This window comes from Methylocystis sp. S23, from assembly GCF_054106005.1.
Map to the genome: position 1 here is coordinate 2,787,094 of NZ_CM134185.1, position 22,498 is coordinate 2,809,591.

20 protein-coding genes are annotated in these 22,498 nt (G+C 67.5%); 12 read left to right on the forward strand and 8 right to left on the reverse strand.

The window, feature by feature from the left end; all coding sequences use genetic code 11:
• The first annotated feature begins 128 nt into the window (after window positions 1–128).
• The 6 genes from ACV7JP_RS13675 (at window position 129) to ACV7JP_RS13700 (ending at window position 5,997) form a co-directional block, all read left to right on the forward strand.
• Complete coding sequence (locus ACV7JP_RS13675; protein ID WP_457796218.1) at window positions 129–1,241, forward strand: formylmethanofuran dehydrogenase; 1,113 nt, start codon at window positions 129–131, stop codon at window positions 1,239–1,241.
• Window positions 1,235–2,869 (forward strand): formylmethanofuran dehydrogenase subunit A, encoded by a 1,635-nt coding sequence (locus ACV7JP_RS13680; protein WP_457796219.1) that lies wholly within the window; start codon window positions 1,235–1,237, stop codon window positions 2,867–2,869. Before ACV7JP_RS13675 ends, ACV7JP_RS13680 begins: the two co-directional genes overlap by 7 nt.
• Window positions 2,857–3,765 (forward strand): formylmethanofuran--tetrahydromethanopterin N-formyltransferase, encoded by a 909-nt coding sequence (gene fhcD / locus ACV7JP_RS13685; protein WP_457796220.1) that lies wholly within the window; start codon window positions 2,857–2,859, stop codon window positions 3,763–3,765. The genes ACV7JP_RS13680 and fhcD overlap by 13 nt, the downstream gene beginning before the upstream one ends.
• Window positions 3,762–4,571 carry a formylmethanofuran dehydrogenase subunit C gene (locus ACV7JP_RS13690; protein ID WP_457796221.1) on the forward strand — a complete coding sequence of 270 codons (810 nt, stop codon included), beginning with the start codon at window positions 3,762–3,764 and terminating at the stop codon, window positions 4,569–4,571. Before fhcD ends, ACV7JP_RS13690 begins: the two co-directional genes overlap by 4 nt.
• Window positions 4,572–4,639: 68 nt before the next feature.
• Window positions 4,640–4,855, forward strand: a complete 216-nt coding sequence (locus ACV7JP_RS13695; protein ID WP_457796222.1) for a hypothetical protein — start codon at window positions 4,640–4,642, stop codon at window positions 4,853–4,855.
• Window positions 4,856–5,004: 149 nt separating this feature from the next.
• A complete protein-coding gene (locus ACV7JP_RS13700; protein WP_457796223.1) occupies window positions 5,005–5,997 on the forward strand; it encodes a tyrosine recombinase XerC in 993 nt (330 codons plus the stop codon).
• 22 nt (window positions 5,998–6,019) lie between these two features.
• On the opposite strand, the gene ribB is transcribed toward ACV7JP_RS13700, so the two are convergent.
• Both ribB and ACV7JP_RS13710 read right to left on the reverse strand, forming a co-directional pair.
• Entirely contained in the window at window positions 6,020–7,102 is a 1,083-nt protein-coding gene (ribB, locus tag ACV7JP_RS13705) for a 3,4-dihydroxy-2-butanone-4-phosphate synthase (protein ID WP_457796224.1), read from the reverse strand.
• A gap of 65 nt (window positions 7,103–7,167) precedes the next feature.
• A complete protein-coding gene (locus ACV7JP_RS13710; protein ID WP_457796225.1) occupies window positions 7,168–7,575 on the reverse strand; it encodes a hypothetical protein in 408 nt (135 codons plus the stop codon).
• 167 nt (window positions 7,576–7,742) lie between these two features.
• Between ACV7JP_RS13710 and ACV7JP_RS13715 the strand changes: the two genes are divergently transcribed.
• Window positions 7,743–8,513, forward strand: a complete 771-nt coding sequence (locus tag ACV7JP_RS13715) for a phosphodiester glycosidase family protein (protein ID WP_457796226.1) — start codon at window positions 7,743–7,745, stop codon at window positions 8,511–8,513.
• On the opposite strand, the gene ACV7JP_RS13720 is transcribed toward ACV7JP_RS13715, so the two are convergent.
• From ACV7JP_RS13720 to ACV7JP_RS13745, 6 genes are all read right to left on the reverse strand, one after another.
• Window positions 8,504–9,274, reverse strand: coding sequence for a hypothetical protein (locus ACV7JP_RS13720; protein ID WP_457796227.1), 771 nt, complete (start codon window positions 9,272–9,274; stop codon window positions 8,504–8,506). The genes ACV7JP_RS13715 and ACV7JP_RS13720 overlap by 10 nt on opposite strands.
• Window positions 9,275–9,307: 33 nt before the next feature.
• On the reverse strand, window positions 9,308–10,351 hold the full coding sequence (locus tag ACV7JP_RS13725; protein WP_457796228.1) for a histone deacetylase family protein: 1,044 nt from the start codon (window positions 10,349–10,351) through the stop codon (window positions 9,308–9,310).
• Window positions 10,352–10,409: 58 nt separating this feature from the next.
• Window positions 10,410–11,063 (reverse strand): pyridoxine/pyridoxamine 5'-phosphate oxidase, encoded by a 654-nt coding sequence (locus tag ACV7JP_RS13730; protein ID WP_457796229.1) that lies wholly within the window; start codon window positions 11,061–11,063, stop codon window positions 10,410–10,412.
• Between the two features lie 320 nt (window positions 11,064–11,383).
• Window positions 11,384–12,460: a chorismate synthase gene (gene aroC, locus ACV7JP_RS13735; protein ID WP_457796230.1), complete on the reverse strand. Its 1,077-nt coding sequence runs from the start codon at window positions 12,458–12,460 to the stop codon at window positions 11,384–11,386.
• 245 nt (window positions 12,461–12,705) lie between these two features.
• Complete coding sequence (locus ACV7JP_RS13740; RefSeq protein WP_457796232.1) at window positions 12,706–13,794, reverse strand: hypothetical protein; 1,089 nt, start codon at window positions 13,792–13,794, stop codon at window positions 12,706–12,708.
• A 53-nt stretch (window positions 13,795–13,847) separates the two neighbouring features.
• Complete coding sequence (locus ACV7JP_RS13745; RefSeq protein WP_457796233.1) at window positions 13,848–14,384, reverse strand: SixA phosphatase family protein; 537 nt, start codon at window positions 14,382–14,384, stop codon at window positions 13,848–13,850.
• 154 nt (window positions 14,385–14,538) lie between these two features.
• Between ACV7JP_RS13745 and ACV7JP_RS13750 the strand changes: the two genes are divergently transcribed.
• From ACV7JP_RS13750 to ACV7JP_RS13770, 5 genes are all read left to right on the forward strand, one after another.
• Complete coding sequence (locus tag ACV7JP_RS13750; protein WP_457796234.1) at window positions 14,539–16,263, forward strand: hypothetical protein; 1,725 nt, start codon at window positions 14,539–14,541, stop codon at window positions 16,261–16,263.
• Between the two features lie 138 nt (window positions 16,264–16,401).
• Complete coding sequence (locus ACV7JP_RS13755) at window positions 16,402–16,884, forward strand: L,D-transpeptidase (RefSeq protein WP_457796235.1); 483 nt, start codon at window positions 16,402–16,404, stop codon at window positions 16,882–16,884.
• A gap of 108 nt (window positions 16,885–16,992) precedes the next feature.
• Complete coding sequence (locus tag ACV7JP_RS13760) at window positions 16,993–18,063, forward strand: FecR family protein (protein WP_457796236.1); 1,071 nt, start codon at window positions 16,993–16,995, stop codon at window positions 18,061–18,063.
• A gap of 637 nt (window positions 18,064–18,700) precedes the next feature.
• Window positions 18,701–19,657, forward strand: coding sequence for a glutathione synthase (gene gshB, locus ACV7JP_RS13765; protein WP_457796237.1), 957 nt, complete (start codon window positions 18,701–18,703; stop codon window positions 19,655–19,657).
• 5 nt (window positions 19,658–19,662) lie between these two features.
• Window positions 19,663–22,488: a [protein-PII] uridylyltransferase gene (locus tag ACV7JP_RS13770; RefSeq protein WP_457796238.1), complete on the forward strand. Its 2,826-nt coding sequence runs from the start codon at window positions 19,663–19,665 to the stop codon at window positions 22,486–22,488.
• Window positions 22,489–22,498: the final 10 nt, after the last annotated feature.

The following is a 22,498-nucleotide window of genomic DNA, read 5'->3' on the forward strand; positions in this document are numbered from 1 at the left end:
CGCGTCAAAGCAAAAACCCTAGAGTTTTCCTTCGGATGAGACCATAACGAGGGCGACTCTGGCCCGCGCGAATATTTCCGCGCGGCGATCTCAACGACCGCCAAAAAGCGGCACGGGGCAGGAAGCGGATGAGCAAGGCTTCGCTCGACGGCAAAGCGATCGCGCTCGAAGACGCCTATAAGCAGGCGGCGAGCATTTTGAGCGGCGCCAGATTTCCCCTCGTCGCGGGGCTGGGCGCCGACGTTCCGGGCGCCCGAGCGGCGATTCTTCTGGCCGAACGCCTGCGCGGCGCCTTCGACCATCTCGCCTCGCGCGATTTGCTGGTCGATCTCGACGTGAAGCGCTCCTTCGGCATGTTCACGACGACGGCCAACGAGGCGCGCCTGCGCGCCGACGTCGTCGTGCTGGTCGGCGCCGGTCTTACCAAACAGTGGCCCGGCATGCTGGAGCGTCTCGCGCTCGACCAGGCCCCCCGTCACGGAACCCATGCCGGCCAGCCGCGTAAGGTGATCTGGATCGGCCCCTCGGCGGAGGAGGCGAACGCCGTTCCCGGCGCCGCGGTCGTCCCGGCGACGTTGCAGGAAATTCCCGGCGTTCTCGCCGTCTGGCGCGCCCGCGTCGGCGGCCGCCGCGTCAATCCGACGAAAATTGACGCCGCCAAGCTCGAACTCGCGGACGGCGTCGCGGAGACGCTGAAGAGCGCCAAATTCGGCTGCTTCGTCTGGGCGTCATCCATCGGCCTCGACGCGCTGGCGGTCGAGATGATGCAGGCGCTCGTCACCGATCTCAACGTCACGACGCGCTTCACCGGCCTCCATATCGGCGGCCGCGCCGGCGCCTCGGGCGTCACGCAGGTCGCCGGCTGGATGACGGGCTTTCCGCCGCGCACCGGTTTCGGCCGCGGCTATCCCGAGCATGACCCCTGGCGCTTCGAGGCGGCGCGCCTCGTCGATAGCGGCGAGGCCGACGCGGCCTTGTGGATTTCGGCCTTCGACGGCGAAGCCCCGCCCTGGTCGAAGCGCGGCGTTCCGCTCATCACGCTCGCCCCCGCGGGCGCGGCGCCTGAGAGCGGTCTTTACATCGAGGTCGGCCAACCCGGCGTCACGCACGACGCCGTGCTCATGGCCCAGGAGACCGGCGGCATGACGCTGCGCGCGGCGACCGCGCCAACGGATGCGCCGACGGTCGCGGAAGTCATTGACGCCATCTTGGCGAATGTTTCGGAGGTCGCGCCTTGCTGACAGTTTTGCGTGGCGGCCATGTCGTCGATCCGGCGACGGGCAAGGACGGCGTCGGCGACGTCTGGTTCGAGGACGGCCGCATCGTCGCGCCGCGGGCTGGCGGCAAGGCCGATCGGGAGATCGACGCCTCCGGCCATATCGTCATGGCCGGCGCCATCGACATTCACTCCCATATCGCCGGCGGCAATGTGAATACGGCGCGCCTGCTGCTCCCGGAGCTGCATCGCGCCATTCGCGCGCGCCTTGCCGGCACGCCGCTCTCGACGGCCAAATGGTCGACCTACGAGACCGGGCGCCTTTACGCGCAGATGGGCTTCACCACGGTCGTCGAGCCTGCGATGGCGCCGCATCACTCGCTGCAGACGCATTACGAGCTGAATGACGTGCCGATCATCGACAAGGGCGCGCTGACGGTGCTCGGCAATGACGACTTCCTGTTGCGCCAGATTCGCGCGGGCGAGTCCGAGAGCGCCATCAACGACTATGTCGCGCAGACGGTCGCCGGCACGCGTTCGCTCGGCCTGAAATGCATCAATCCGGGGGGCTGCGAGGCCTTCAAGGAGAATATGCGCGCCTTCGGGCTTGACGACGAGGTGCCCTTCTACGGCGCGACCTCGCGCCAGATTTTCCAGACGCTGCAGAAGGCGACGCAGGCGGTGGGCATCCATCACCCGCTGCATCTGCACATGAACAATCTGGGCATCGCCGGCAATATCCAGACCGCGCTCGATACGATCGACGCTTCGCAGGGTCTGCCGCTGCATCTCGCCCATATCCAGTTCTACGCTTACGGCAAGGAAGGCGCGCACGCCTTCTCCTCCGCCGCGGCCGCCTTCGCGGAGAAGATCAACGCCAATCCGAACGTCACGGTCGATGTCGGCCAGGTGATGTTCTCGCAGACGGTGACGATTTCTTCCGACGTGCTGAAGCAGTTCAACAGCATGCCGGGCGCGATTCCGAAGAAGGGCGCGATCTTCGACGGCGACGCCAATGGCGGCGGCATCGTGCCTTACGCCTATAAGGTCTCGAACTATTACAACGCGATCCAGTGGGCGGCGGGCCTGGAGCTGTTCCTGCTCATCAAAAATCCCGAGCAGGTCTTCTTCACGACCGACCATCCCAATGGCGGGCCCTTCACCGCTTACCCTGAACTCTTCGCGCTGCTGATGAGCGCGGAACTGCGTCAGGAGATGATGTCGCGCCTGCCGGCCGAGGTTCTGGAGCACACGACGCTGCCGTCGCTCAAGCGCGAATATAATTATTACGAAATCGCGCAGATGAGCCGCTCCGGCGCCGCGAAGCTCTTCGGCTTCACGGATCGCGGCACGCTCGCGCCGGGCGCCATCGCCGACATCGCGGTCTACAAGAAGAGCCGCGACGTCGCGGGCATGTTCCGCAAGGCGGCTTACGTCTTCAAGGATGGCGAGCTTGTCGTGAAGGATGGCGCGGTGTCGCATTACAAGCGCGGCAAGACGCTGCATATCAGCCCGCGCTACGACACGAGCATCAACAAGCGCCTCGACGTCTATTATGAGGAGCTTTACGGCCTGCCGCGCGGCATTTTCGACGTGCCCGACGCGGCCCTGCCGAACAGGGACGCCTTTGCGGAGGTTGCATGCAAGGAATAGTTCGCAACGGCGTGCGCATCGACGAAAGTTTCGCCGAGGCGTTTCCCATGGCCGCGACGGGGCTGATCGTCACGGCGCCGACGCGCAAATGGGCCAATCAGGCCGCCGCGACGGCGACCGGCTACGCCACCTCGGTCATCGGCTGCGATTGCGAGGCCGGCGTCGACCGCGAGCTTTCGGAGGACGAGACGCCCGACGGCCGTCCGGGCGTGCGTCTTCTCTTCTTCGCCTTCTCAACCAAGGGCGCGGAGAAGGCGCTCGTGAACCGCGTCGGCCAGTGCGTCCTCACCTGTCCCGGCACGGCGCTCTATTCGGCTTTCGACGGCGATCTGAAGATCAAGGTCGGCGACTCCATGCGCCAGTTCGGCGACAAATGGCAGATGTCGAAGGCGATTGACGGCCGCCGCTTCTGGCGCGTCCCGGTGATGGACGGCGAGTTCTTCGTCGAGGGCCAGGTCGGCGTGCTCAAGAAATGCGTCGGCGGCGGCAATCTGCTCGTCATGGGCGCCGACTGGGAGTCGACCATGCGGGCGACGGAGGCCGGCGTCGAGGCGATCAACGCCGTGCCGGACGCGATCATGCCGTTCCCCGGCGGCATCGTCCGCTCGGGCTCCAAGGTCGGCTCGCAATATAAGGGCATGAGCGCCTCGACCAACGACGCCTATTGCCCGACGCTGAAGGGCGTGACCAAGACGGCGCTCGAGGACGATATTGGCTGCACGCTCGAGATCGTCATTGACGGCCTCACCGACGAGGCGGTGCGCGTCGCCATGCGCGCGGGCCTCAAGGCCATCATCGATCTGGGGCCCGAGACGGGCGCCAAGCGCGTCGGCGCTGGCAATTACGGCGGCAAGCTCGGCCCGTTCCACTATCATTTGAAGGATCTGGTCCCGTGACGCCCTTCACCTTCACGCTCCGCCAGGAGCCGCCGCAGCGCGTCGACCTTTCCGCCCTCACACCCGACCGCCTTGCCGGCAAGTCCGTCGCCGAGATCGAGAAGATCGAGATCGGCACGACCCGCGCTTCGACCAAGGTCGGCGACCTGTTCAAGGTGAGCGAGGGCGATCTCAAGACCCTTCGCTATGAGGGCGGCTCCGCGCGCTTCGATCTCGTCGGCGCGAAGCTGCTGCCGGAGTTCTCGATCCATGTCGAAGGCGATGTCGGCCTTCAGCTCGGGCGCCTCGCCACTGGCGGCAGGATCACCGTCTCGGGCAATGCGGGCGCCTATGCGGCGTCGGGCAATGTCGGCGCGCATATCGAGATCAAGGGCGACGTTGGCGAATTGCTCGCGGCGCCGCTCGCGGGCGAACTCGCCGGCATGTCGGGCGGCCGCGTCGTCGTGCGCGGCAAGGCCGGCGCGCGGGCGGGCGACCGGCTGCGTCGCGGCATTCTGATCATCGAGGGAGACGCTGGCGAAGATTTGGGCTCCCGCATCATCGCCGGCACGGTCATCGTCCTTGGCGAGACCGCCGGGCGCGTCGGCTATCTCAACCGGCGCGGCTCGCTGGTGCTGGCGAGAGCTAAGGATTTCGGCCCGACCTATATGGATTGCGGCGCGCATGTTCTTGCTTTTTCCGGCTTTTTCGCCCGCGGCCTGCGGGGCGACAGCGCCGCCGCCTCGGCGCTTCTCTCCGGCAGGCTGCGGCGTTTCGGCGGCGACACGGCGGTCTATGGCAAGGGCGAGATATTGACGCCCGCCTGACCGGCATTACCCTTGCTTCATATCAAACGCCGCCGGATTCCGGCGGCGTTCATGCAAGGGGTGTCGCCATGAATTTCGTGGAATTGATCCTCACGGTCTGCACGCTCGCCCAGCCGGCCGCCTGCGACGAACGCAAGCTCATGCTCGAATCGGTCACCGGCTCCACGCGCAACTGCATGATGCAGGCCATGCCCTATATCGCCCAATGGTCCGGCGAGCACCCCAGCGTGCAGGTCACCCGCTGGCGCTGCGCCGTGCCCGGAGCGGAGGGGGACAAGATTTAATCTCCCTCTCCCCGCAAGCGGGGTCCCTCTGAAAGGGGGAGGGTTGGGGTGGGAGTCCCCAACCCGCCGTCAAATTAATTGAGCCTTGCCGCGACAGCTTTGCGGATGGGGGCGTTTTTCTTTTAAGCTTTCCGCCTCAAGCTCCATACATGAGCGAATCACCCTCTTCCCGGCGTCGGCCGGCGGCGAAGCCTGTGTTGAATGCGGCGCATTTTTGCGCCGCGCCGCAGATCGCGGAGGAAGCGGGGCTTTGGCTCCAGGCGCTGGCCGGAGAGAGACGGGCCTCCCGCCATACGATCGAGGGCTATGCGCGCGATGTCGCGGGCTTCCTCGCCTTCCTGACGGAACATCTCGGCGGCAAGCCCGATTCCGCGGCGCTGATCGCTTTGCAGCCCGCTGATCTGCGCGCCTTTCTCGCCCGGCGGCGCAATGACGGGCTCGAGAGCCGCTCCTTGCTGCGGGCGCTGGCGGCGATCCGCAACTTCCTGAGATTTCTGGAAAAGAAGGGGCTCGCCCGGACCGACCTCTTCGGCGCGGTGCGCGCGCCCAAGAAGCCCCACAGCCTGCCCAAGGCGCTGACCGTCGCCGACGCCCGCGACCTCATCGACCCCGAGCAGCGCGCGGACGAGGCGCGGGAGCCTTGGGCGATTGCGCGCGACGCGGCGGTTCTCGCCTTGCTTTACGGCGCGGGGCTGCGCATCTCCGAGGCCTTGTCGATCCAGCGCGCGGAGGCGCCGGTCGGCCAGGTCGATCGCGTCGCCATCGTCGGCAAGGGCGGCAAGACGCGCACGCTTCCGGTCATCGAGCCGGTACGGCAGGCCGTCGAATCCTATCTTGCGCTCTGTCCCTATGATCTGATCGGCGGCCCGCTTTTCGTGGGCGTCAAGGGCGGGCCGCTCTCGCCGCGAATCGTTCAGCTCGCCGTGCAGCGCCTGCGCGGCGCGCTCGGCCTGCCCGACAGCGCCACGCCCCACGCGCTGCGCCACTCTTTCGCGACGCATCTTCTCGGTCGCGGCGGCGATCTGCGGACGATCCAGGAGCTGCTCGGCCACGCCTCGCTGTCGACCACGCAGATCTACACCGCCGTCGACAAGAAGCGGCTGCTCGACGCTTATAAATCGGCGCATCCGCGGGCGAATTGAGAGGCGGCGGGACCCGCCGCCGCTACTCCACCGGCTCCACCGCCGCAATCTCGATCCCGAAGCCCGACAGCCCCACAAAGGCCCGCGGTTTGGCCGACGACGAGCGCAGCCGGATCGACGACACGCCCAGGTCCTTCAATATCTGCGCGCCCAGCCCGACGTCGAACCATTGCCGCTTGCGCGTCTCCTCGGCGTTTTCGGCGGCGCGGCCCACGACATTGGCCGGCACGCCGGCCGCGCCGTCGCGCAGATAGACGAGCACGCCGCGTCCCTCCCGGGCGAAGCGGCCGAGCGTCTTCTTGATGGTCGGCGCGCCGCCCATCACGTCGGAGAGAATATCGGCGCGATGCAGGCGCGTCGGCACGTCGCGGCCGTCGCCGATGGAGCCGAGCACAAAAGCGAAATGCTGCACGCTGTCGAAGGGCGTGACATAGGCGTGGCCGTGGAATTCGCCGAATTCCGTCTTCACGGGAAAGGTTGCGACGCGCTCCACGAGCTTCTCGCGCGCCTGGCGGTAGGCGATGAGATCGGCGACCGAGACGAGCTTGAGATCGTGCTTCTCGGCGAAGGCCGTGATCTGGGCGCCGGTCATCACCGTGCCGTCGTCATTGGCGAGCTCGCAAATGACGCCGACGGGCGGCAGCTCCGCGAGCCTGCACAAATCCACCGCCGCTTCCGTATGGCCGGAGCGCATCAGCACGCCGCCGTCCTTGGCGATGAGCGGGAAGACATGGCCCGGCCGCACGAAGTCGGCCGCGCCCATATTGCCGTTGGCGAGCGCGCGCACGGTATTGCAGCGCTGCTCGGCGGAGATGCCCGTCGTGAGCCCGTGACGCACATCCACGGAGACGGTGAAGGCCGTGCCGAGCGGGGCGTCGTTCTCGGCGACCATGGGCGCGAGATGGAGGCGGCGCGCTTCCTCGAGCGTGATCGGGGCGCAGACGATGCCGCAGCAATTGCGAATGATGAAGGCCATTTTCTCGGGCGTGCAGAGCGCCGCCGCAATGACGAGATCGCCCTCGTTCTCGCGATCGTCGTCATCGGTGACGACGACGATCTCGCCGCGCGCAATGGCCTCGATGGCCTCTGTAATGGAATGGGACAAGCGGGTCTCCGGGACGCGTCTTCGCGGCGCTGATCCCGCTTATCTAGCGGCGCCGGCCCGCCGATTCAAATCCGGCCCGGGGGCAGGGCGCCCGCCGTCTGCAGGCGCGGCGCGCCGCAGGTCGCGCAGGGGACGAAGCGCAGGCCGATCTCGCCCGAGGAAGCGGCGCTCGTCGGCTCGCGGCGGAACGGCGCGTCGAGCGCCGACGTCGAGACGAGCTTGATTCGAATGTCGTCGCCGAGCCGCAGCGCGGCGTCCTCGATCCATTCGACGCTGTGCTCGCTCTCCGGGTCGGAAGCGTCGATCCCGCCGACGCGCAGGTCGAGACCCTCGATTTCGACGCCGTCGGCGATGCGGGAGGAGGCGCCGGCGTCCTTTCCGACCCAGGTGAGCATCAGCGAAATCACGCCGCGCTCAATCAGTCCCGCCGTTGCGAGCTTCTCGCCGTTCTTCCAGATTTCGAAGCCGAGCAACCGATCCTCCTGCGCCGTCCCTTTATATCTATTGCAATGAATAGATCGGACTTGTTGCCAATTCGAAGCTGCATTTCGTATCAATTGTAATCGATCTGGCGATGCGCCGCGCGTTTCGCCGACAGCCCGTTTCAAAGGCGGGAGTCCGGCGCCGGAGACAACTCTAGATGCGTATGGCTAATAGATGGCTAATCGCGGCCGCATTCGCCTGGGCGGCCTCGGCGCCCCCGCGCGCCGATGCGGTCCAGGCGCGCCCCTGCGCCGAGATCGAGGAGGCCGGCGCCGCCTATACGGTCTGCGAGTTCGACGTCCGCAACGCGTCGATCCGCCTCTTCCTGAAAGATTCCAGCGGCGCCGTCTATGGCGGCTTCTCGCGCCTCGCCGACGATCTCGCCTCCAGGGGCGAGACGCTCGTCTTCGCCATGAACGCCGGGATGTACGACGCAGATTTCTCGCCCATCGGGCTTTATGTCGAGGGCGGCGAGACGCGTCACGCCGCGAATTTGGCGGCGGGGACGGGAAATTTCCACATGAAGCCGAACGGCGTCTTCTGGGTGGACGGCGCGCGGGCGGGCGTGACGGAGACCGGCCGGTTTCTCAAGTCGCGGCTCCGTCCCGCCTTTGCGACGCAGTCGGGACCCATGCTCGTCATTGGCGGGCGGATCAATCCGCATATTCACGATAGCGGGACGTCGCAGAAATTCCGCAACGGGGTCGGAGTTTCGGGCGGACGCCTGGCGCGCTTCGTCATCTCCACCCAGCCGGTGACGTTTCACCAATTCGCGCATCTCTTTCGCGAGCGCCTGAAATGCCCCGACGCGCTCTTCCTCGACGGCGGCTCCGCTTCCGCGCTTTATGCGCCGTCGATCCCGCGGCATGACCGCTTTCACCCCATGGGGCCGCTCCTCGGCGTCGTGGAGCGGGCGGATCACAAATAGAGCCGCGTCCGCCGCCAGTCATAGAGCGCGGCGAGGCCGATCATCGCCGCCCATGCGCCGAGGGGATAGGCGAGCGCGCGCGCAAGAGCGAGATACTGATCTTTCAACGCCGCGGCGATCGAATCCACGCGCATGACGATGAGCGCCTCTTCGGCCGTCCGCAGCCCGAATTGCGCCGCCGCGCGCTGCGCCTGGAGTTGCGCGCCGGAAATATCGGCGCCCACGAGGCGCACATATTCGCCGCCCGGCTCTCGCCAGAATTTCGGATGCCATGGGACGACGCGGCCCGAATCCCGCGTCTCGCCCATGACCCAGACTTCCACCGGCTGCGCCGGCGTCCAGCCGTCGCCGACGAGCGGCGCGATCCGGCGGTAGCCATAGCCTTTTCCCCGGCTCGCCGTCAGACGCTCCTGCGTCGCGCGATCGAGCTCGATGCGCCATCCCGGCGCGACATAGCCCGCGATGCGCGAGCCGGCCGGAATCTCATCCACGCGACGCAGATTCACGACGTCGCCATGAAGCGGGACATGCACGAAGAAGACGGGCGCGACGCCCGTGAGCGCGAAGAGGCACATGGCGGGAAAAGCGAGCCCCCGCGCGGAGCGCGTCGCGAGGACGCCGAGAGGGACGCCGAGCAGGAACAGGCCGGCGATCCAATAGGGCTCGCGCGTGAAGGCCACGAGCGCCGCGCCGAGCGCGAATTGCAGGAGAATGACGGCTGCGCCGGCGAAGAAGGCGCGGGGGAGATCGGGATAAGGCATGGCGGCGGCGCTCGGCGGGAGACGAACCTTATCCTACGCCGTCATCAGCGCGCCGACATGCGCGGCCACACAGGCCGACAGATTTTCCGGCCGGTAGCCGCCTTCGAGCATCGACGCGATGCGCCCGTCGCAGCGGCGCGCCGCGACCTCCATCACGCGCAGCGTGACGTCGCGGAAATCCTCTTCCACGAAACGCAGCCCGCCGAGCGGATCGTGAAGATGCGCGTCGAAGCCCGCGCAGATGATGAGGATGTCCGGCGCGAAGGCGTCGAGGCGCGGGAGGATACGGGCTTTCAGCGCCTCGCGGAATTCGACGCCGCCATCGCCTTTGCGCAAAGGCGCGTTGACGATATTGCCATAGGCGCCTGTCTCGGTAACGGCGCCCGTGCCGGGATAATGCGGCGTTTGATGCGTCGAGCAATAGAGGACGTTCTTCTCGTTCCAGAAGATTTCCTGCACGCCATTGCCGTGATGCACGTCGAAATCGACGATCGCGACGCGTTCGGCGCCATGCGCGGCGATGGCGTGACGCGCGGCGATGGCGGCGTTGTTGAAGAAGCAGAAGCCCATGGCGCCGTCTTCGCGCGCGTGGTGGCCGGGCGGACGCGACGCGACGAAGGCGTTGCGCGCTTGCTTTCCCATCACGGCGTCGATCGCCGCGACGGCGCCGCCCGCCGCGCGCAAGGCGGCTTCGAGCGTTCCCGCGCTCATGACGGCGTCGGCGCCGAGATGGCGGCGCCCGTCCTTCGGCGCCGCCTGCTCGATGCGCGCCAGATGCGCCGGCGCATGCGCGCGCAGCAGCGCCTCTCGCGAAGCGGCGGGCGCCTCGAGGCGCGCGAGCGCGGCGAAACGCGTGGATTCGAGAGCCGAAAGGATCGCGCGCATTCGCTCGGGATTGTCCGGCCAGCCGGGGCCGGGGTCGTGTCCGAGCGCGGCTGGGTGCGAGACGAAAAGGGTCGCGGGCGTCGCGGCGCGCGCGCCGAAAGCGGCGAGACACGCGGCGCCAGCGAGCGTGGCGCGGCGGGTGATCTCGCCGGGCCTACGACAGACGAATTCGCGGGATGTCGGCGCGTTCATCGCAAAGGCTCCAAGGGAGGAGATACATCCGGTCGGCGCCTTTCCGCACGGGGAGGGGTTAGGGCCAGAGCCGCTCGCGGTGGAAAGCGTCGCCTTCGCGCCGGTAGCGGAGGCGCTCATGCCTTCGGCTCGCCGCTCCCTGCCAAAACTCGATTTCGTCGATCCGTACGGCATAAACACGCCATAGATCTGAAACGGCGGCCGGCTCCGCTTCGACGCGCCGCAACGATTCGGCGAGCGCGGCGTCGAGTTCCGCATCTTCGGAAAGAACCTCGCTCTGGCGGCCAAGCATGGCTGCTGCACGCGAACCAACAGGACGGGCTGCGAAATCAGCGCCGGCGACCTTTTGGCCGAGATCGACGACGGGACCGCGCACGCGCACCTGACGCGCGAGCTTCTGCCAATAGAAGGTCAGCGCCGCTTGCGGCCGGACGCCGAGTTGCCGACCCTTGCGGCTTGCGGAGCTGATTGCGAAATGGAAGCCGACATGGTCCAAATTCTTCAAGATGAGCACCCGAGCATCCGGAAACCCGTCCGCATCCGCGGTGGAGAGCGTCATTGCGTGAGGCTCGGGAACTCCCTGCGCGATGGCGATTTCGAGCCAATGCAGAAACAAATCCTTCGGATCGTCCGGGACGTCCTCCATGTCGAAAGGGAGAAAGGGGCCCTGCAAAACCTTTAGTTCACGTAGTGTGTTCATAATCTTGGTCATCAATTCTTCTCGTCATTCATCTTGGCGGGTCGACGCCGCGCAACGGCGCCGTCGCCTTCTCCCGCTTACGGGGAGAGGGGGTGCGCGAGCGATCGACTCAAACGCGTGGTTTTCGTCACTCGAATTGCCGATCTTTTTCTCGTGCTTTCGCCGTCATTGCGAGCCGAAGGCGAAGCAATCCAGAGCCTCATCACGGCTCTGGATTGCTTCGGCGGCTGCGCCGCCTCGCAATGACGGCGGCGATAAACATCCTCCAAAAAGCCCGTCAATTCGAGTGATGCAGGCTACCATCAAAGGGCGGAGGAATGTCAAAGCTGGCGTCACCCGCCGATCTGCCCCCGATGCCGCAGAAAGTGATCCGCCAGCACGCAGGCCATCATGGCTTCGCCGACGGGCACGGCGCGGATGCCGACGCAGGGGTCGTGGCGGCCCTTGGTGACGATTTCCGTCTCATTGCCGTCGCGGTCGATGGTGCGGCGGGGGGTGAGGATCGACGAGGTCGGCTTTACCGCGAAGCGAACGACGATGGGCTGGCCCGTCGAGAGCCCACCGAGCACGCCGCCGGCGTGATTGGAAAGAAAAGTCGGACCCGCGCGCATCTCGTCGGCGTTTTCCTCGCCGGAGAGCACGGCCGCCGCGAAGCCGTCGCCGATCTCGACGCCCTTCACGGCGTTGATCGACATCATCGCGGCCGCGAGGTCGGCGTCGAGCTTGCCATAGAGCGGCGCGCCCCAGCCGGCGGGCGCGCCTTCGGCGACCACCTCGACCACGGCGCCGATGGAGGAGCCGTTCTTTCTCACGCCGTCGAGATAATCGGCCCACTGCGCGGCCATGACGGCGTCGGGGCAGAAGAGCGGGTTCTTCTCCGCCTCCGCCCAGTCGAAGCGCGAGCGGTCGATCCTGTGCGGGCCGATCTGCACCAGCGCGCCGCGAATGGTCACGCCCGGAATGACCTTGCGCGCCACCGCTCCGGCCGCGACGCGCGCCGCCGTCTCGCGCGCCGAGGACCGCCCGCCGCCGCGATAGTCGCGAACGCCATATTTCGCGTCATAGACGTAATCGGCATGGCCCGGCCGATATTTATTGGCGATCTCGCCATAGTCCTTCGAGCGCTGGTCCGTATTCTCGATGACGAGCGCGATGGGCGTCCCCGTCGTCACCTGCGCGCCGTCGTCGCGCGTGAAGACGCCCGAGAGGATCTTCACTTCGTCCGCCTCGCGCCGCTGCGTCGTGAAGCGCGACTGGCCGGGCTTGCGCTTGTCGAGAAAGCCTTGAATGTCCGCCTCGGTCAGCGCGATCCCCGGCGGGCAGCCGTCGACGATCGCGCCGAGCGCGATTCCGTGGCTTTCGCCGAAAGTGGTGACGCGGAAGAGATGGCCGAAGCTGTTATGGGACATGCGAGGTTATTAGGGGCGGGGCCTGCGCGGGTCAAATGGACGCGCCGGGCCGGAACCACGCCAATTCCATTTGCGCCGCTCGCCTGCGGCCGTCATTGCGAGCAAAGCGAAGCAATCCAACACGGGCGGCGCGACTCTGGATTGCTTCGTCGCTTACGCTCCTCGCAATGACGCCGGAGCGTCGTCGCCAAGCGATCAGGCGGAAGCCACCTCGCTTCCCGAGGCGTGGGCGCAACCGCCTCCGTTCACTTCGTCGGGGCGGTCGGCGTCTCGGCCTCGGGCGCCGAAGCGGTCGCGGCCGCGGCTGGGTCTTCGAGCAGCCGCCGCAATTGCGCGACCGCCGCCGTCACGAGGCCCATGCGCGGCCGCGCGGGGCCGATCTCCACGGCCGCCATATTGGCGAGCGCCTTGGCGAGATTGCCGGTCGGCTGGCCGGCGGCGGTGAAGAGCAGGAGGTCCTCATTCGGCGACGCGGCGAGGCCTTCCGCGATATGCGCCGCGTAATTGGCGATGCGCGCGAGTTCGCCCGAGCAATCCACGATCCCGCCCAAGGGCGGCGGGGGCGCGGGCGGCGGCAGAGCGGCGAGCGACGCCGTCGCGTCGACATCGATCTCGACCGGCGCCGGCCGCTGCCTGGCGCGCTTCCTGGCGCCCTCGGGGCGCGCCTCGGCGACGCCCGCCATGATCGAGGGCGCGGGCATCAAGTTCACGGCGCCGGAGCGCGCGCTGCGGGCCGGGGCGGGGCCGACGCCGCCGCGCCCATGCGCGGCGAGCCAGCGCGCGCGCAGCGTGTTCTGAATGCCGCGCGGCGCGAGGCCCATGGGCACGATGCGTTGCGGCAGCATCCGCGCCATGCCCTCGCGCGAGGCGGGCGCGCCCGGCGTGGCGCGCGCAATCATGGGCGAGCATTGCGCCGGCGCCCAGCGCTCGACGATGGCGCGGGCGCTGCGGCGCTTATAGTCGACGTAATAGCGGCGCAGCAGCAGCGCGGCGACGGCGGCGCCTTCCTCGGCGGAGGCGAAGGCGACATGTCCCTCGGCGTCCGCCGCGATTTCGCCGGTCCAGCCGGCGCGCTTCACGCACCAGTAATTATTGAGCTTCACGCAGCGCGCCGGATCGGCGTCCTCGGCGTCGAGCGCGCGGCGCAGGGCCGCCATCGGACTCATGTCGAGCCAGAGGGCGCTTTCCAGCCGCCAATTGTCGACGGCGCGCTTTTCCGGCGCATAAGCGGGCGTCGGCGTGCGCCAGACGATCGCCGCGGGCGCGACGACAATTGCCGGCGGCCTGGCGGGCGCCGCCGCGGTCAAAAAGGCGATGAGCGTTTCGAGCAGCATGCGCCGAGGCGCTCCCCGGTTGGCTTTGCACTGGCGCGACTTTCCGTCGCTCGCTAGTCCGGGTCGTCGGCCGCGTCGCCGCGCAGCGCCGCCGGCGTCACGAATCGACGGAGCCGCGCGGCGCCTTTCCGGACTTCGGCCCAATGTTCGGCGTCGAAATCCAAAATCGCAAGCGCGGCTGTCGGATAACTGGACCGCATTTGGTCGAGCTCGTCCGCTTCGCCGCTGCCCGCGAGCCAGTCGGCGAGTTCGGCGAAGCCCGGATTATGGCCGACCGCGAGCAGCGTGCGCACCTTGTCCGGCGTCTGGCGCAGCACCTCGACCAGATGTTCGCGCGTCGCAAGATAAATCGTGTTCTCGATCAGATGCGTCACATGGCCGGGAAAGGCTTCGAGCGTGCGTTCGAGCGTCTGCTTGGCGCGGCGGGCGTTGGAGGCGACGGCGAGCTCGGGCGTCATGTCCGACTCGTGCAGGAATTCGCCGATCCGGCGGGCGTCGTCCTCGCCGCGCCGCGTCAGCGGGCGCTCGCGATCGCCTCCAGCCGAGTGCCGGTCCGCTTTTCCGTGGCGCAAAAGAAGTAGTCGTCGCATGGGGCCTCTCTAGCATGCCTGACCGCAAGGCCGCCATCCGGCCGCCGGAGCCGGCGCCGCGACCGCGACGAAACGACCCGGGTCTTTACCAGGACCGCCGGGCCGTGCAAGCTCGATCGCCGTCCTCTTCCGATCCGAGCGAAAAGTCCGAACGATGCGACAACCCGTCACAAGACGCGCCTGTTTCCTGCGCCCGCTCCGGCTCGCCGCCGGCGCCGTCTCGCTTCTCGCGCCCTTCGTGGCGGCGCGCGCGGCGGAAAGCAATCTTGTCCTCGACAATGTGACCTTGACGCTGGGCGCGACCACCTATCGCATCCCTCATATCGAGCTGACGGGCGTGACGCTCTCGGCGACGGAGCTCGCCGATCTCTTCAAGGGCGACGAGAAAGCCGTGGACGGCCGCCTCGCGCGCTTTTCCGCGAAGAGCCTCGCCATCCCCTCGCTCGCCGCCGAGAGCAAGGTCGGCGGCGAGATCGAGCGCATCCAATATCGGGACGTGCGGGCCGAGGACATCCGTTCCGGCCGGATCGCGGCGTTCCGCGCGGCGTCGGTCGAGCAGACGGTCGAAAAGCCGGGCGGCGCCGAGCGCTATCTTTGGGAAGCGAGCCTCGCCAAGGGCGTGGATCTTCGTCAGCTCGTCCATATCGCGCTCGCGGTCCGGATCGATCCGCAGGAGGCGCCGAAGCCGATCATCGACGAAGAGAGCGTCGAGTCCGCGACGCTGGAGGACGGAAGCGAGCGGCTCACGGTGAAGACTGGACGCATTGCCGCGACGGGCCTGAAGGGGCGCGCGCTGGCGTCGCGCCCGTCGGAAATTCTGGAGCGGCTCATAAAATACGATCCCGACAAGCCGGAGGCCGATCCGGCGCTGCTCAAGGATCTCATCGACGCGGTCTCCTCGCTCGACGTCGCGGCCTTCGAAATTCGCGACATTGTCGCGAACGGCAAGGGCGAGCCCGCGGACAAGCCCTATTCGGCGAAGCTTGGCCGCGTCGCGGCGAGCCGGATCGCGAATGGGACCGTCGGAGAGCTCGCTTTCGATGATTTCGCGCTGCAATCGTCGGATGGCGGGAAGCTGTCGCTCGCGCGCTTCGCGCTGCGCGACGCGCGGCTCGCCTCCTTCTTTGAAAATCCCGTGCCGCTCATCGGCCATATCGAGGCCGGGAAGCTCGAAGGCGACCTGCCCGACATTCGTGCAAGCGAGACGTCGCGCATGAAGTTCAGCCTCGCCGGCGCCGAGGCGGATTTCATGGATTTCCGCGAAATCGCGCCGAGCAAATTCTCCGCGCGCGTGGATCGGCTGGCGATCGACCTCGCCGCGCGCGGCGAGACGCCGTCGACGGCGCAATTCCTCGCGCTCGGCTATCGCACGCTCGATCTTTCGGCGTCGCTCGCCGGCGCGTGGCGGGAGAAGACGCAGGAGGCCGTTTTCGCGCCGCTGCGGATCGAAGGCCGGGACATGGGCGCGGCGACGCTCGACGTGACCTTCGGCGACGTGTCGAGCGCGGTCTTCTCCGCCATGCCGGTCGTCTCCAAGGCCGCGGCGCTGGCGTCGTCGCTCAAATCCCTGGCGCTGACCGTCGAAGGCGGCGGGCTGGTCGAGCGGTTGCTGGCGCTGGAGGCGAAGCAGGAAAAGAAGCCGCTCGAAAAGTTGCGCGCCGACTACGCCGAGTCCGCCGCGACGGCGGTCGCCGCGCTGCTCGGCGGCGGCGAGAAGGCGAAGAAGATCGGCGACGCGGTCTCAGCCTATATCTCGAAGCCGAAGCGGCTGCATGTGCGGCTGTCGTCCCAGAAAGGGATCAACGCCCTCGACCTCATGGCGAAGCCGCCCGCCGAAATTCTGGAGGGCGTCGACGTTGAGGCCGCCTCGGAGCGCTGAAGCGCGCGCTTTCATAAAATTCTTTCGATTCCGTTAACCTTCGCGCGCGGCATGCGCCCGCGCACGGAAGCGCGCGGCGGTTCCTCTACTCTGGCGGCGTTGGCTCAAATGAGCCGTCATCGAGTTGGGGAGAGTAAAATGTCGAAGTTTTCCACGAATTCGCGTTTCCCGCGCCGCCTGTCGCGCATGCTGGCCGGAGGCGCCTTTGCGGTCCTCGCGCTTGGCGCCGCGGCCGCTCATGCGGAAGTCGTCATCGATGTCGATCTGACCTCGCAGACCATGCATGTCGCCTCCGCCGAGGGCTCCTATGCCTGGCCGGTGTCGACGGCGCGCGCCGGCTTCGCCACGCCGCGCGGCCATTTCGCGCCCACCGGCATGGAGCGGATGCATTACTCGAAGAAATATCACAACTCGCCCATGCCCTATTCGATCTTCTTTCATGGCGGCTACGCCATTCACGGCACTTATGCGACCGCCGCGCTCGGCAGGCCGGCCTCCCATGGTTGCGTGCGCCTCTCGCCGGCCCATGCGCAGATGCTCTACCAGATGGTTCAGCGCGAGGGCGCGAGCATCTCGATCAGCGGCTCGCCGCGCGGCGCCGCCCGCTACGCCAGCCGCTGACGCGACGTGCGCCAGCGCACGGAACGGCGCCGGGCGCCGGCGTTTAATGCCGGCTCGAGCCTGCGCGGTTTCGCTCGGGCGCCGGGACATGACGATGGGACGGCGACAATGCGCAATTTCACCCTTTCCGTTTCCGCGCTGCTGGCGCTTTGCGCGTCGGCAAGAGCGGAGCAGACGCCGGCGGATGCGACGATCGGCAGCGCAACTCTGGTCGAGAAGACCGTCGAAGGGCTGACGGCCGAGCGCAATATGCGTCTCAAGGCCGGCGACGCGGTCTATTTCAACGAGCTGCTGACGACGGGACGCGAATCGAAAGGCAAGTTCGAGTTCGACGACCGCGCCGCCTTGCAGATGGGGCCGCAATCGCAGGTGCGGTTGGATAATTTCGTTTACGCCGGGGCGTCCGGCGGCGGCGCGGCGGCGGTCGCCTTCAATGTGACGAAGGGCGCGCTGCGCTTCCTGAGCGCGGCGGGCGCGCACAAGCCGTATGAGGTGCGCACGAACCGTTCGACGATCGGCGTGCGCGGCACGGCCTTCGCCGTCCGTTCGACGGATCTGCGCACCGACGCTGTGCTCTACGAAGGCGCGATCGAGGTGTGCTTGCCGAAGGGCGGCGCCTGCCGCACGCTCGACAAGCCCTGCACGACCGTCTCGGTCACCGACGCCGGCTTCGAAGAGACGCGCGCCGTCGGCGCGAAGGACTGGACGTTCGACGATGAATGCAGGCCGAAGCCCGCGCCCATCCAGAAGCGCCGCCACGGCGCCGCGGAGCCGCCCGCGAATCCGCCGCCCGCGATCGCGCCCCGGCGCATGGCGTCGCGCGAGGTCGAGATGTCGCGCAGAATCCAGGCTCCGCGCGCGGCGCCGGCGCAGCCGGAGATCGCGCCGCCCGTCCGGCCGCCGCGATCGCGCTCCGTCGTCGCCGAGCCGCCGCGCCCGCGCTGGCCGCGTCGCCCGCATCCCCCGGTCTATGTCGACTCCGAGCCCGATTACGCGCCGGTTTATCCCGTGCGGCCCTTCCCGATCCGCCCGCCGATCGTCTTCGGCGGCGGCCCGTACCGCCCGCACTTTCCCGGCGGCGGGATGTGGGGCGGCCCCTATGGCGGCGGCCGTTATGTCCAGCGGCCATGGGGCGGAGGCGGATATGGCGGGACGGCGCCGCGCTGGGGGCGGTATTGACCGTAGGAGCGGGGCGAGGCTGGCGCGGGCCCCACCCTTGATCCCTCCTCGCAAGAGGGAGGGAGGCGTCTCACGCCCGAGATGACGCAGATGCGATCCCCGAACGGCGCCGTCCCCCCTCTCCCCGTGAAAACGGGGAGAGGGCCAGGGTGAGGGGCGAGGCGGCGGCGTGCGCCGAGATTTCGCGTGTTTGCGCAATATTTTTGATGCGGCTTCACCCCTGATTCCGCCTGCGGGGAGAGGGGGTTTTTCCACAGCGGGCGCGCCCGGGCTAGCTTGCAAGGCTCTTCGCCAGCTCGTCGGTATGCGCGTGCATGGCCTCCACGCCGGCGCCCGTCTGGGCCAGGGCGTTTCGCGACCTGATCGGCATGGGCGGATATGGCCCCCATCAGGAGCAGCAGGGCGAGAAACAGGAATTGGCGAAAGACGAGGCCGGCGCCGATCGATGGGTTGCGCATTTGCTCGATTGTCCTGCTATTGGATCGGGCGCAGGCTAGTTAATAGTCTTTCACGGGCCGTTGGCGCTGACGGCATAGGGCGCCCGGCGCTCTAAACTATGGGAACGATCACGTTCGCCGCGATCGGGCGACGCCGCCCGACCGCGTCGTGATCCAGGCGCGGCTCGAGGGAGGGCGGATTGCTGGAAATCGCGGTGCAGATGGACCCATTGGCGCGAATCAACTTCGCCGGGGATTCGACCTTCGCCCTCATGCTGGAGGCCAAGAGGCGCGGCCACCGGCTCTGGTTCTACACGCCCGACCTGCTGTCGCTGGAAGGCGGCCGCCTCACCGCCCGCGCCCATCCGATCGACGTCTTCGACGACCCTTCCGGCTGGTATGCGCTCGGCGAGGCGAGGGAGATCGACCTGATCGAGATGGACGTCGTGCTGCTGCGCCAAGACCCGCCTTTCGACCTCGCTTACATCACCTCGACGCATTTCCTGGAGCGCATCCAGTCGCGCGTGCTGGTCGTCAACGATCCCGGCCATGTCCGCAACGCGCCGGAGAAAGTCTTCGTGATGGATTTCGCGGACCTGATGCCGCCGACGCTCATCACCCGGGACCGCGCGGCGATCGAGCGCTTCCGCGCGAAGCATGGCGACATCGTCATGAAGCCGCTCTACGGCCATGGCGGCGCGGCGGTCTTCAAGGTCTCGCCCCGCGATCCGAATTTCGGCTCGCTCTTCGACATGTTCAGCACGACCTTCCGCGAGCCCTGGGTGGCGCAGCAATTCCTGCCCGAGGTCGCCAAAGGCGACAAGCGCATCATCTTCGTCGACGGAGAGGCCATGGGCGCGATCAACCGCGTGCCGGCGCAGGACGACATCCGCTCCAACATGGTGCGCGGCGGCGCGGCGGCGGCGACCGAGCTCGATCCGCGCGAGCAGGAAATTTGCGCCCGCCTGGGGCCCGAGCTTAAAAGGCGCGGGCTGATCTTCGTCGGGATCGACGTGATCGACGGGCGGCTGACGGAGATCAACGTCACCTCGCCGACGGGACTGCGGGCGCTCAAGCGCGTCGGCGGCCCCGATCTCGCGGTTCCGCTCTTCGATGCGATCGAGACGCGGCTCAAGGCGCTGCGCGCCGCAGGATGAACTCCATGAACCAGACGGTTTCGGCGGGCGTCTTCGACAGGCTCGATCCGACGACGGGCTTTCGCGGCCTGCGCGCCGCGCTCGCGGCGCCGGTCGCGGAGCTGTGCAGGACGGAGAAGGGCCACGCCAGGCGCACGGCCGCCGTCGATCTCTTCCGCTCGACGCTTGCCGAGGGACGCGCCCGCGCCCGCGCCCGGCTCGAGGCGCGCGGCTCGGGCCTCGCCTGCGCGCGGCTGATCTCGCAGCTTCAGGACGAACTGATCGGCGCGATCTACGACTATGTCGTCAATTACGTCTATCCCGCCGACAATCCGACCTTCGCCGAGCGCCTGACCATCGTCGCGGTCGGCGGCTATGGGCGCGGCATGCTGGCGCCGGGCTCGGACATCGATCTGCTGTTTCTCCTGCCCTACAAGCAGACGCCCTGGGGCGAGAGCGTCGTCGAGGCGATCCTCTACGTCCTTTGGGATTTGCGCCAGAAGGTCGGCCACGCGACGCGCTCGGTCGCGGAATGCATGCGACAGGCGCGCGCCGACATGACCATCCGCACGACGCTGCTGGAGGCGCGCTTCATTCTCGGCAGCGCCGAGCTTTTCGCCGAATTGCAGGACGCCTTCGACAAGGAGGTCGCCCGCTCGGACACGCGGGAATTCGTCGCCGCGAAGCTCGCCGAGCGCGACGCGCGCGTGCGCCGCGCCGGCGCGTCGCGCTATCTCGTCGAGCCCAACGTGAAGGAGGGCAAGGGGGGCTTGCGCGACCTCAACACGCTCTTCTGGATTTCGAAATATGTCTATCGCGTGCGCGATCCCGAGGAACTGGTCGCGGCGGGCCTGTTCACCTCCGCCGAACTGTCCCTTTTCGAGCGCTGCGAGGAATTTCTCTGGCGCGTGCGCTGCCATCTCCATTTCTCGACCGGGCGCGCGGAGGAACGGCTTTCCTTCGACGTTCAGCCGACCATGGCGAAACGCCTCGGCTATCACGACCGCGGCGGCCTTTCGCGCGTCGAGCGCTTCATGAAGCATTACTTTCTCGTCGCGAAGGAGGTCGGCGACCTCACGGCGATCGTCTGCGCGGCGCTGGAAGAGCGGCAGGCCAAGCCGCGCGCCATTTTCGAGCGCTTCATGCAGCCCTTCCGCCGCCGGCGCGCCAAGGCGCCGCATGGCGACTTCGTCATCGCGCATGACCGCATCAGCGTCGCGGACGAGGAAGTGTTCCACCGCGATCCGGTGAACATCATCCGACTCTTCTGGATGGCCGACCATCACGGCCTGCCGCTGCATCCCGACGCGTTGCGCGCCGTGACGCTGTCGCTGCGCGAGATCGACGCCGAGCTGCGCGCCGACAGGGAGGCGAACCGGCTCTTCCTCGAAATCCTGCTGTCGCGCAACATGACCGAGATCATCCTGCGGCGGATGAACGAGACCGGCGTGCTCGGACGCTTCATTCCCGATTTCGGCCGCATCGTCGCGATGATGCAATTCAACATGTATCATCATTACACGGTCGACGAGCATCTGCTGCGCGCCGTCGGCGGACTCTCCGACCTCGAAGCCGGGCGCTTCCCCGAGCATCCGCAGCTCGTGAGCGAAGTCCTGCCGACGATCGTGAATCGCAAGGTGCTTTATCTCGGTCTTTTCCTTCACGACATCGCCAAGGGACGCAGGGAGGACCACTCCATCGCCGGCATGGAGGTGGCGCGCACGCTCTGCCCGCGCCTCGGCTTCACGCCCGGCGAGACGGAGACGGTCGCCTGGCTCGTCGAGCATCATCTCACCATGTCGAGCTTCGCGCAGAGCCGCGATCTTTCCGACCGCGTGACGATCGAAAGCTTCGCCGCCATCGTGCAGACGATGGAGCGCCTTAAAATGCTCTTCGTGCTCACGGTCTGCGACATCAACGCCGTCGGCCCCGGCGTGCTCGACGCCTGGAAGTCGCAGCTTCTGCGCGTGCTCTATTGGGAGACGGAAGTCGTGCTCGGCGGCGGCCATTCCTCGGTCGACCGCAAGAGCCGCGTCGCCGTCGCGCGCGCGGAATTGCGCGCCGCGCTGCCCGAGTGGAGCGACGAGGAATTCGACGCCTACGACAAGCGGCACTACCCCGCCTATTGGCTGAAGGTCGACGTCGCGCGCAAGGTGCGCCACGCGCATATGCTGGAAAAGCTCACCGGAGCCGTAACGCCGCTCGCGACCGCCGTGGAGCTCGATCGCGCGCGCGGCGCCGTGGAGCTCACCGTCATCGCGCCCGACCATCGCCGGCTGCTCTCCATCATCGCCGGCGGCTGCGCGGCGAGCGGCGCGAACATCGTCGACGCGCATATCTTCACGACCCAGGACGGGCTGGCGCTCGACACGATCTTCATCTCGCGCGCTTTCGATTTCGACGAGGACGAGCTGCGCCGCGCGCGCCGCATCGCCGAATTCATCGCCAGGGCGCTGCGGGGCGAAGTCATCGTATCGGACGCCGTCAAGGCCCGCGCCAGGCAGAACCAGGCGCCGACGGCCTTCAATGTCGCGCCCGAGGTCGTGGTCGATAACAGCCTTTCCAATGTCTATACGGTCATCGAGGTCTCCGGCCTCGACCGGGAGGGCCTCCTCTTCGACCTGACCAACGCCATCTCCAGGCTGAACCTCAACATCGCCTCCGCCCATATCACGACCTTCGGCGAGCGGGCGGTGGACGCCTTCTACGTGACCGACCTGACGGGCGCGAAAATCGTCGCCCCGCAACGCCAGGCGGCCATCAAGCGGCAGCTTCTGGAGGTCTTCGCGCCGGCGGGAGAGAAGCGCCCGAAGCCGCCTGGCGTCGGGACGCAGAATGTCGCGGCGACTTGATTTTGCGTTC

Bases quoted from the DNA above. Each gene is read 5' to 3' on its own strand.
- ACV7JP_RS13675 (WP_457796218.1), top strand. From the start codon at position 129: ATGAGCAAGGCTTCGCTCGACGGCAAAGCGATCGCGCTCGAAGACGCC.
- fhcD (WP_457796220.1), top strand. From the start codon at position 2,857: ATGCAAGGAATAGTTCGCAACGGCGTGCGCATCGACGAAAGTTTCGCC.
- ACV7JP_RS13695 (WP_457796222.1), top strand. From the start codon at position 4,640: ATGAATTTCGTGGAATTGATCCTCACGGTCTGCACGCTCGCCCAGCCG.
- ACV7JP_RS13700 (WP_457796223.1), top strand. From the start codon at position 5,005: ATGAGCGAATCACCCTCTTCCCGGCGTCGGCCGGCGGCGAAGCCTGTG.
- ACV7JP_RS13715 (WP_457796226.1), top strand. From the start codon at position 7,743: ATGCGTATGGCTAATAGATGGCTAATCGCGGCCGCATTCGCCTGGGCG.
- ACV7JP_RS13720 (WP_457796227.1), bottom strand. From the start codon at position 9,274: ATGCCTTATCCCGATCTCCCCCGCGCCTTCTTCGCCGGCGCAGCCGTC.
- ACV7JP_RS13725 (WP_457796228.1), bottom strand. From the start codon at position 10,351: ATGAACGCGCCGACATCCCGCGAATTCGTCTGTCGTAGGCCCGGCGAG.
- ACV7JP_RS13730 (WP_457796229.1), bottom strand. From the start codon at position 11,063: ATGACCAAGATTATGAACACACTACGTGAACTAAAGGTTTTGCAGGGC.
- aroC (WP_457796230.1), bottom strand. From the start codon at position 12,460: ATGTCCCATAACAGCTTCGGCCATCTCTTCCGCGTCACCACTTTCGGC.
- ACV7JP_RS13740 (WP_457796232.1), bottom strand. From the start codon at position 13,794: ATGCTGCTCGAAACGCTCATCGCCTTTTTGACCGCGGCGGCGCCCGCC.
- ACV7JP_RS13745 (WP_457796233.1), bottom strand. From the start codon at position 14,384: ATGCGACGACTACTTCTTTTGCGCCACGGAAAAGCGGACCGGCACTCG.
- ACV7JP_RS13750 (WP_457796234.1), top strand. From the start codon at position 14,539: ATGCGACAACCCGTCACAAGACGCGCCTGTTTCCTGCGCCCGCTCCGG.
- ACV7JP_RS13755 (WP_457796235.1), top strand. From the start codon at position 16,402: ATGTCGAAGTTTTCCACGAATTCGCGTTTCCCGCGCCGCCTGTCGCGC.
- ACV7JP_RS13760 (WP_457796236.1), top strand. From the start codon at position 16,993: ATGCGCAATTTCACCCTTTCCGTTTCCGCGCTGCTGGCGCTTTGCGCG.
- ACV7JP_RS13770 (WP_457796238.1), top strand. From the start codon at position 19,663: ATGAACCAGACGGTTTCGGCGGGCGTCTTCGACAGGCTCGATCCGACG.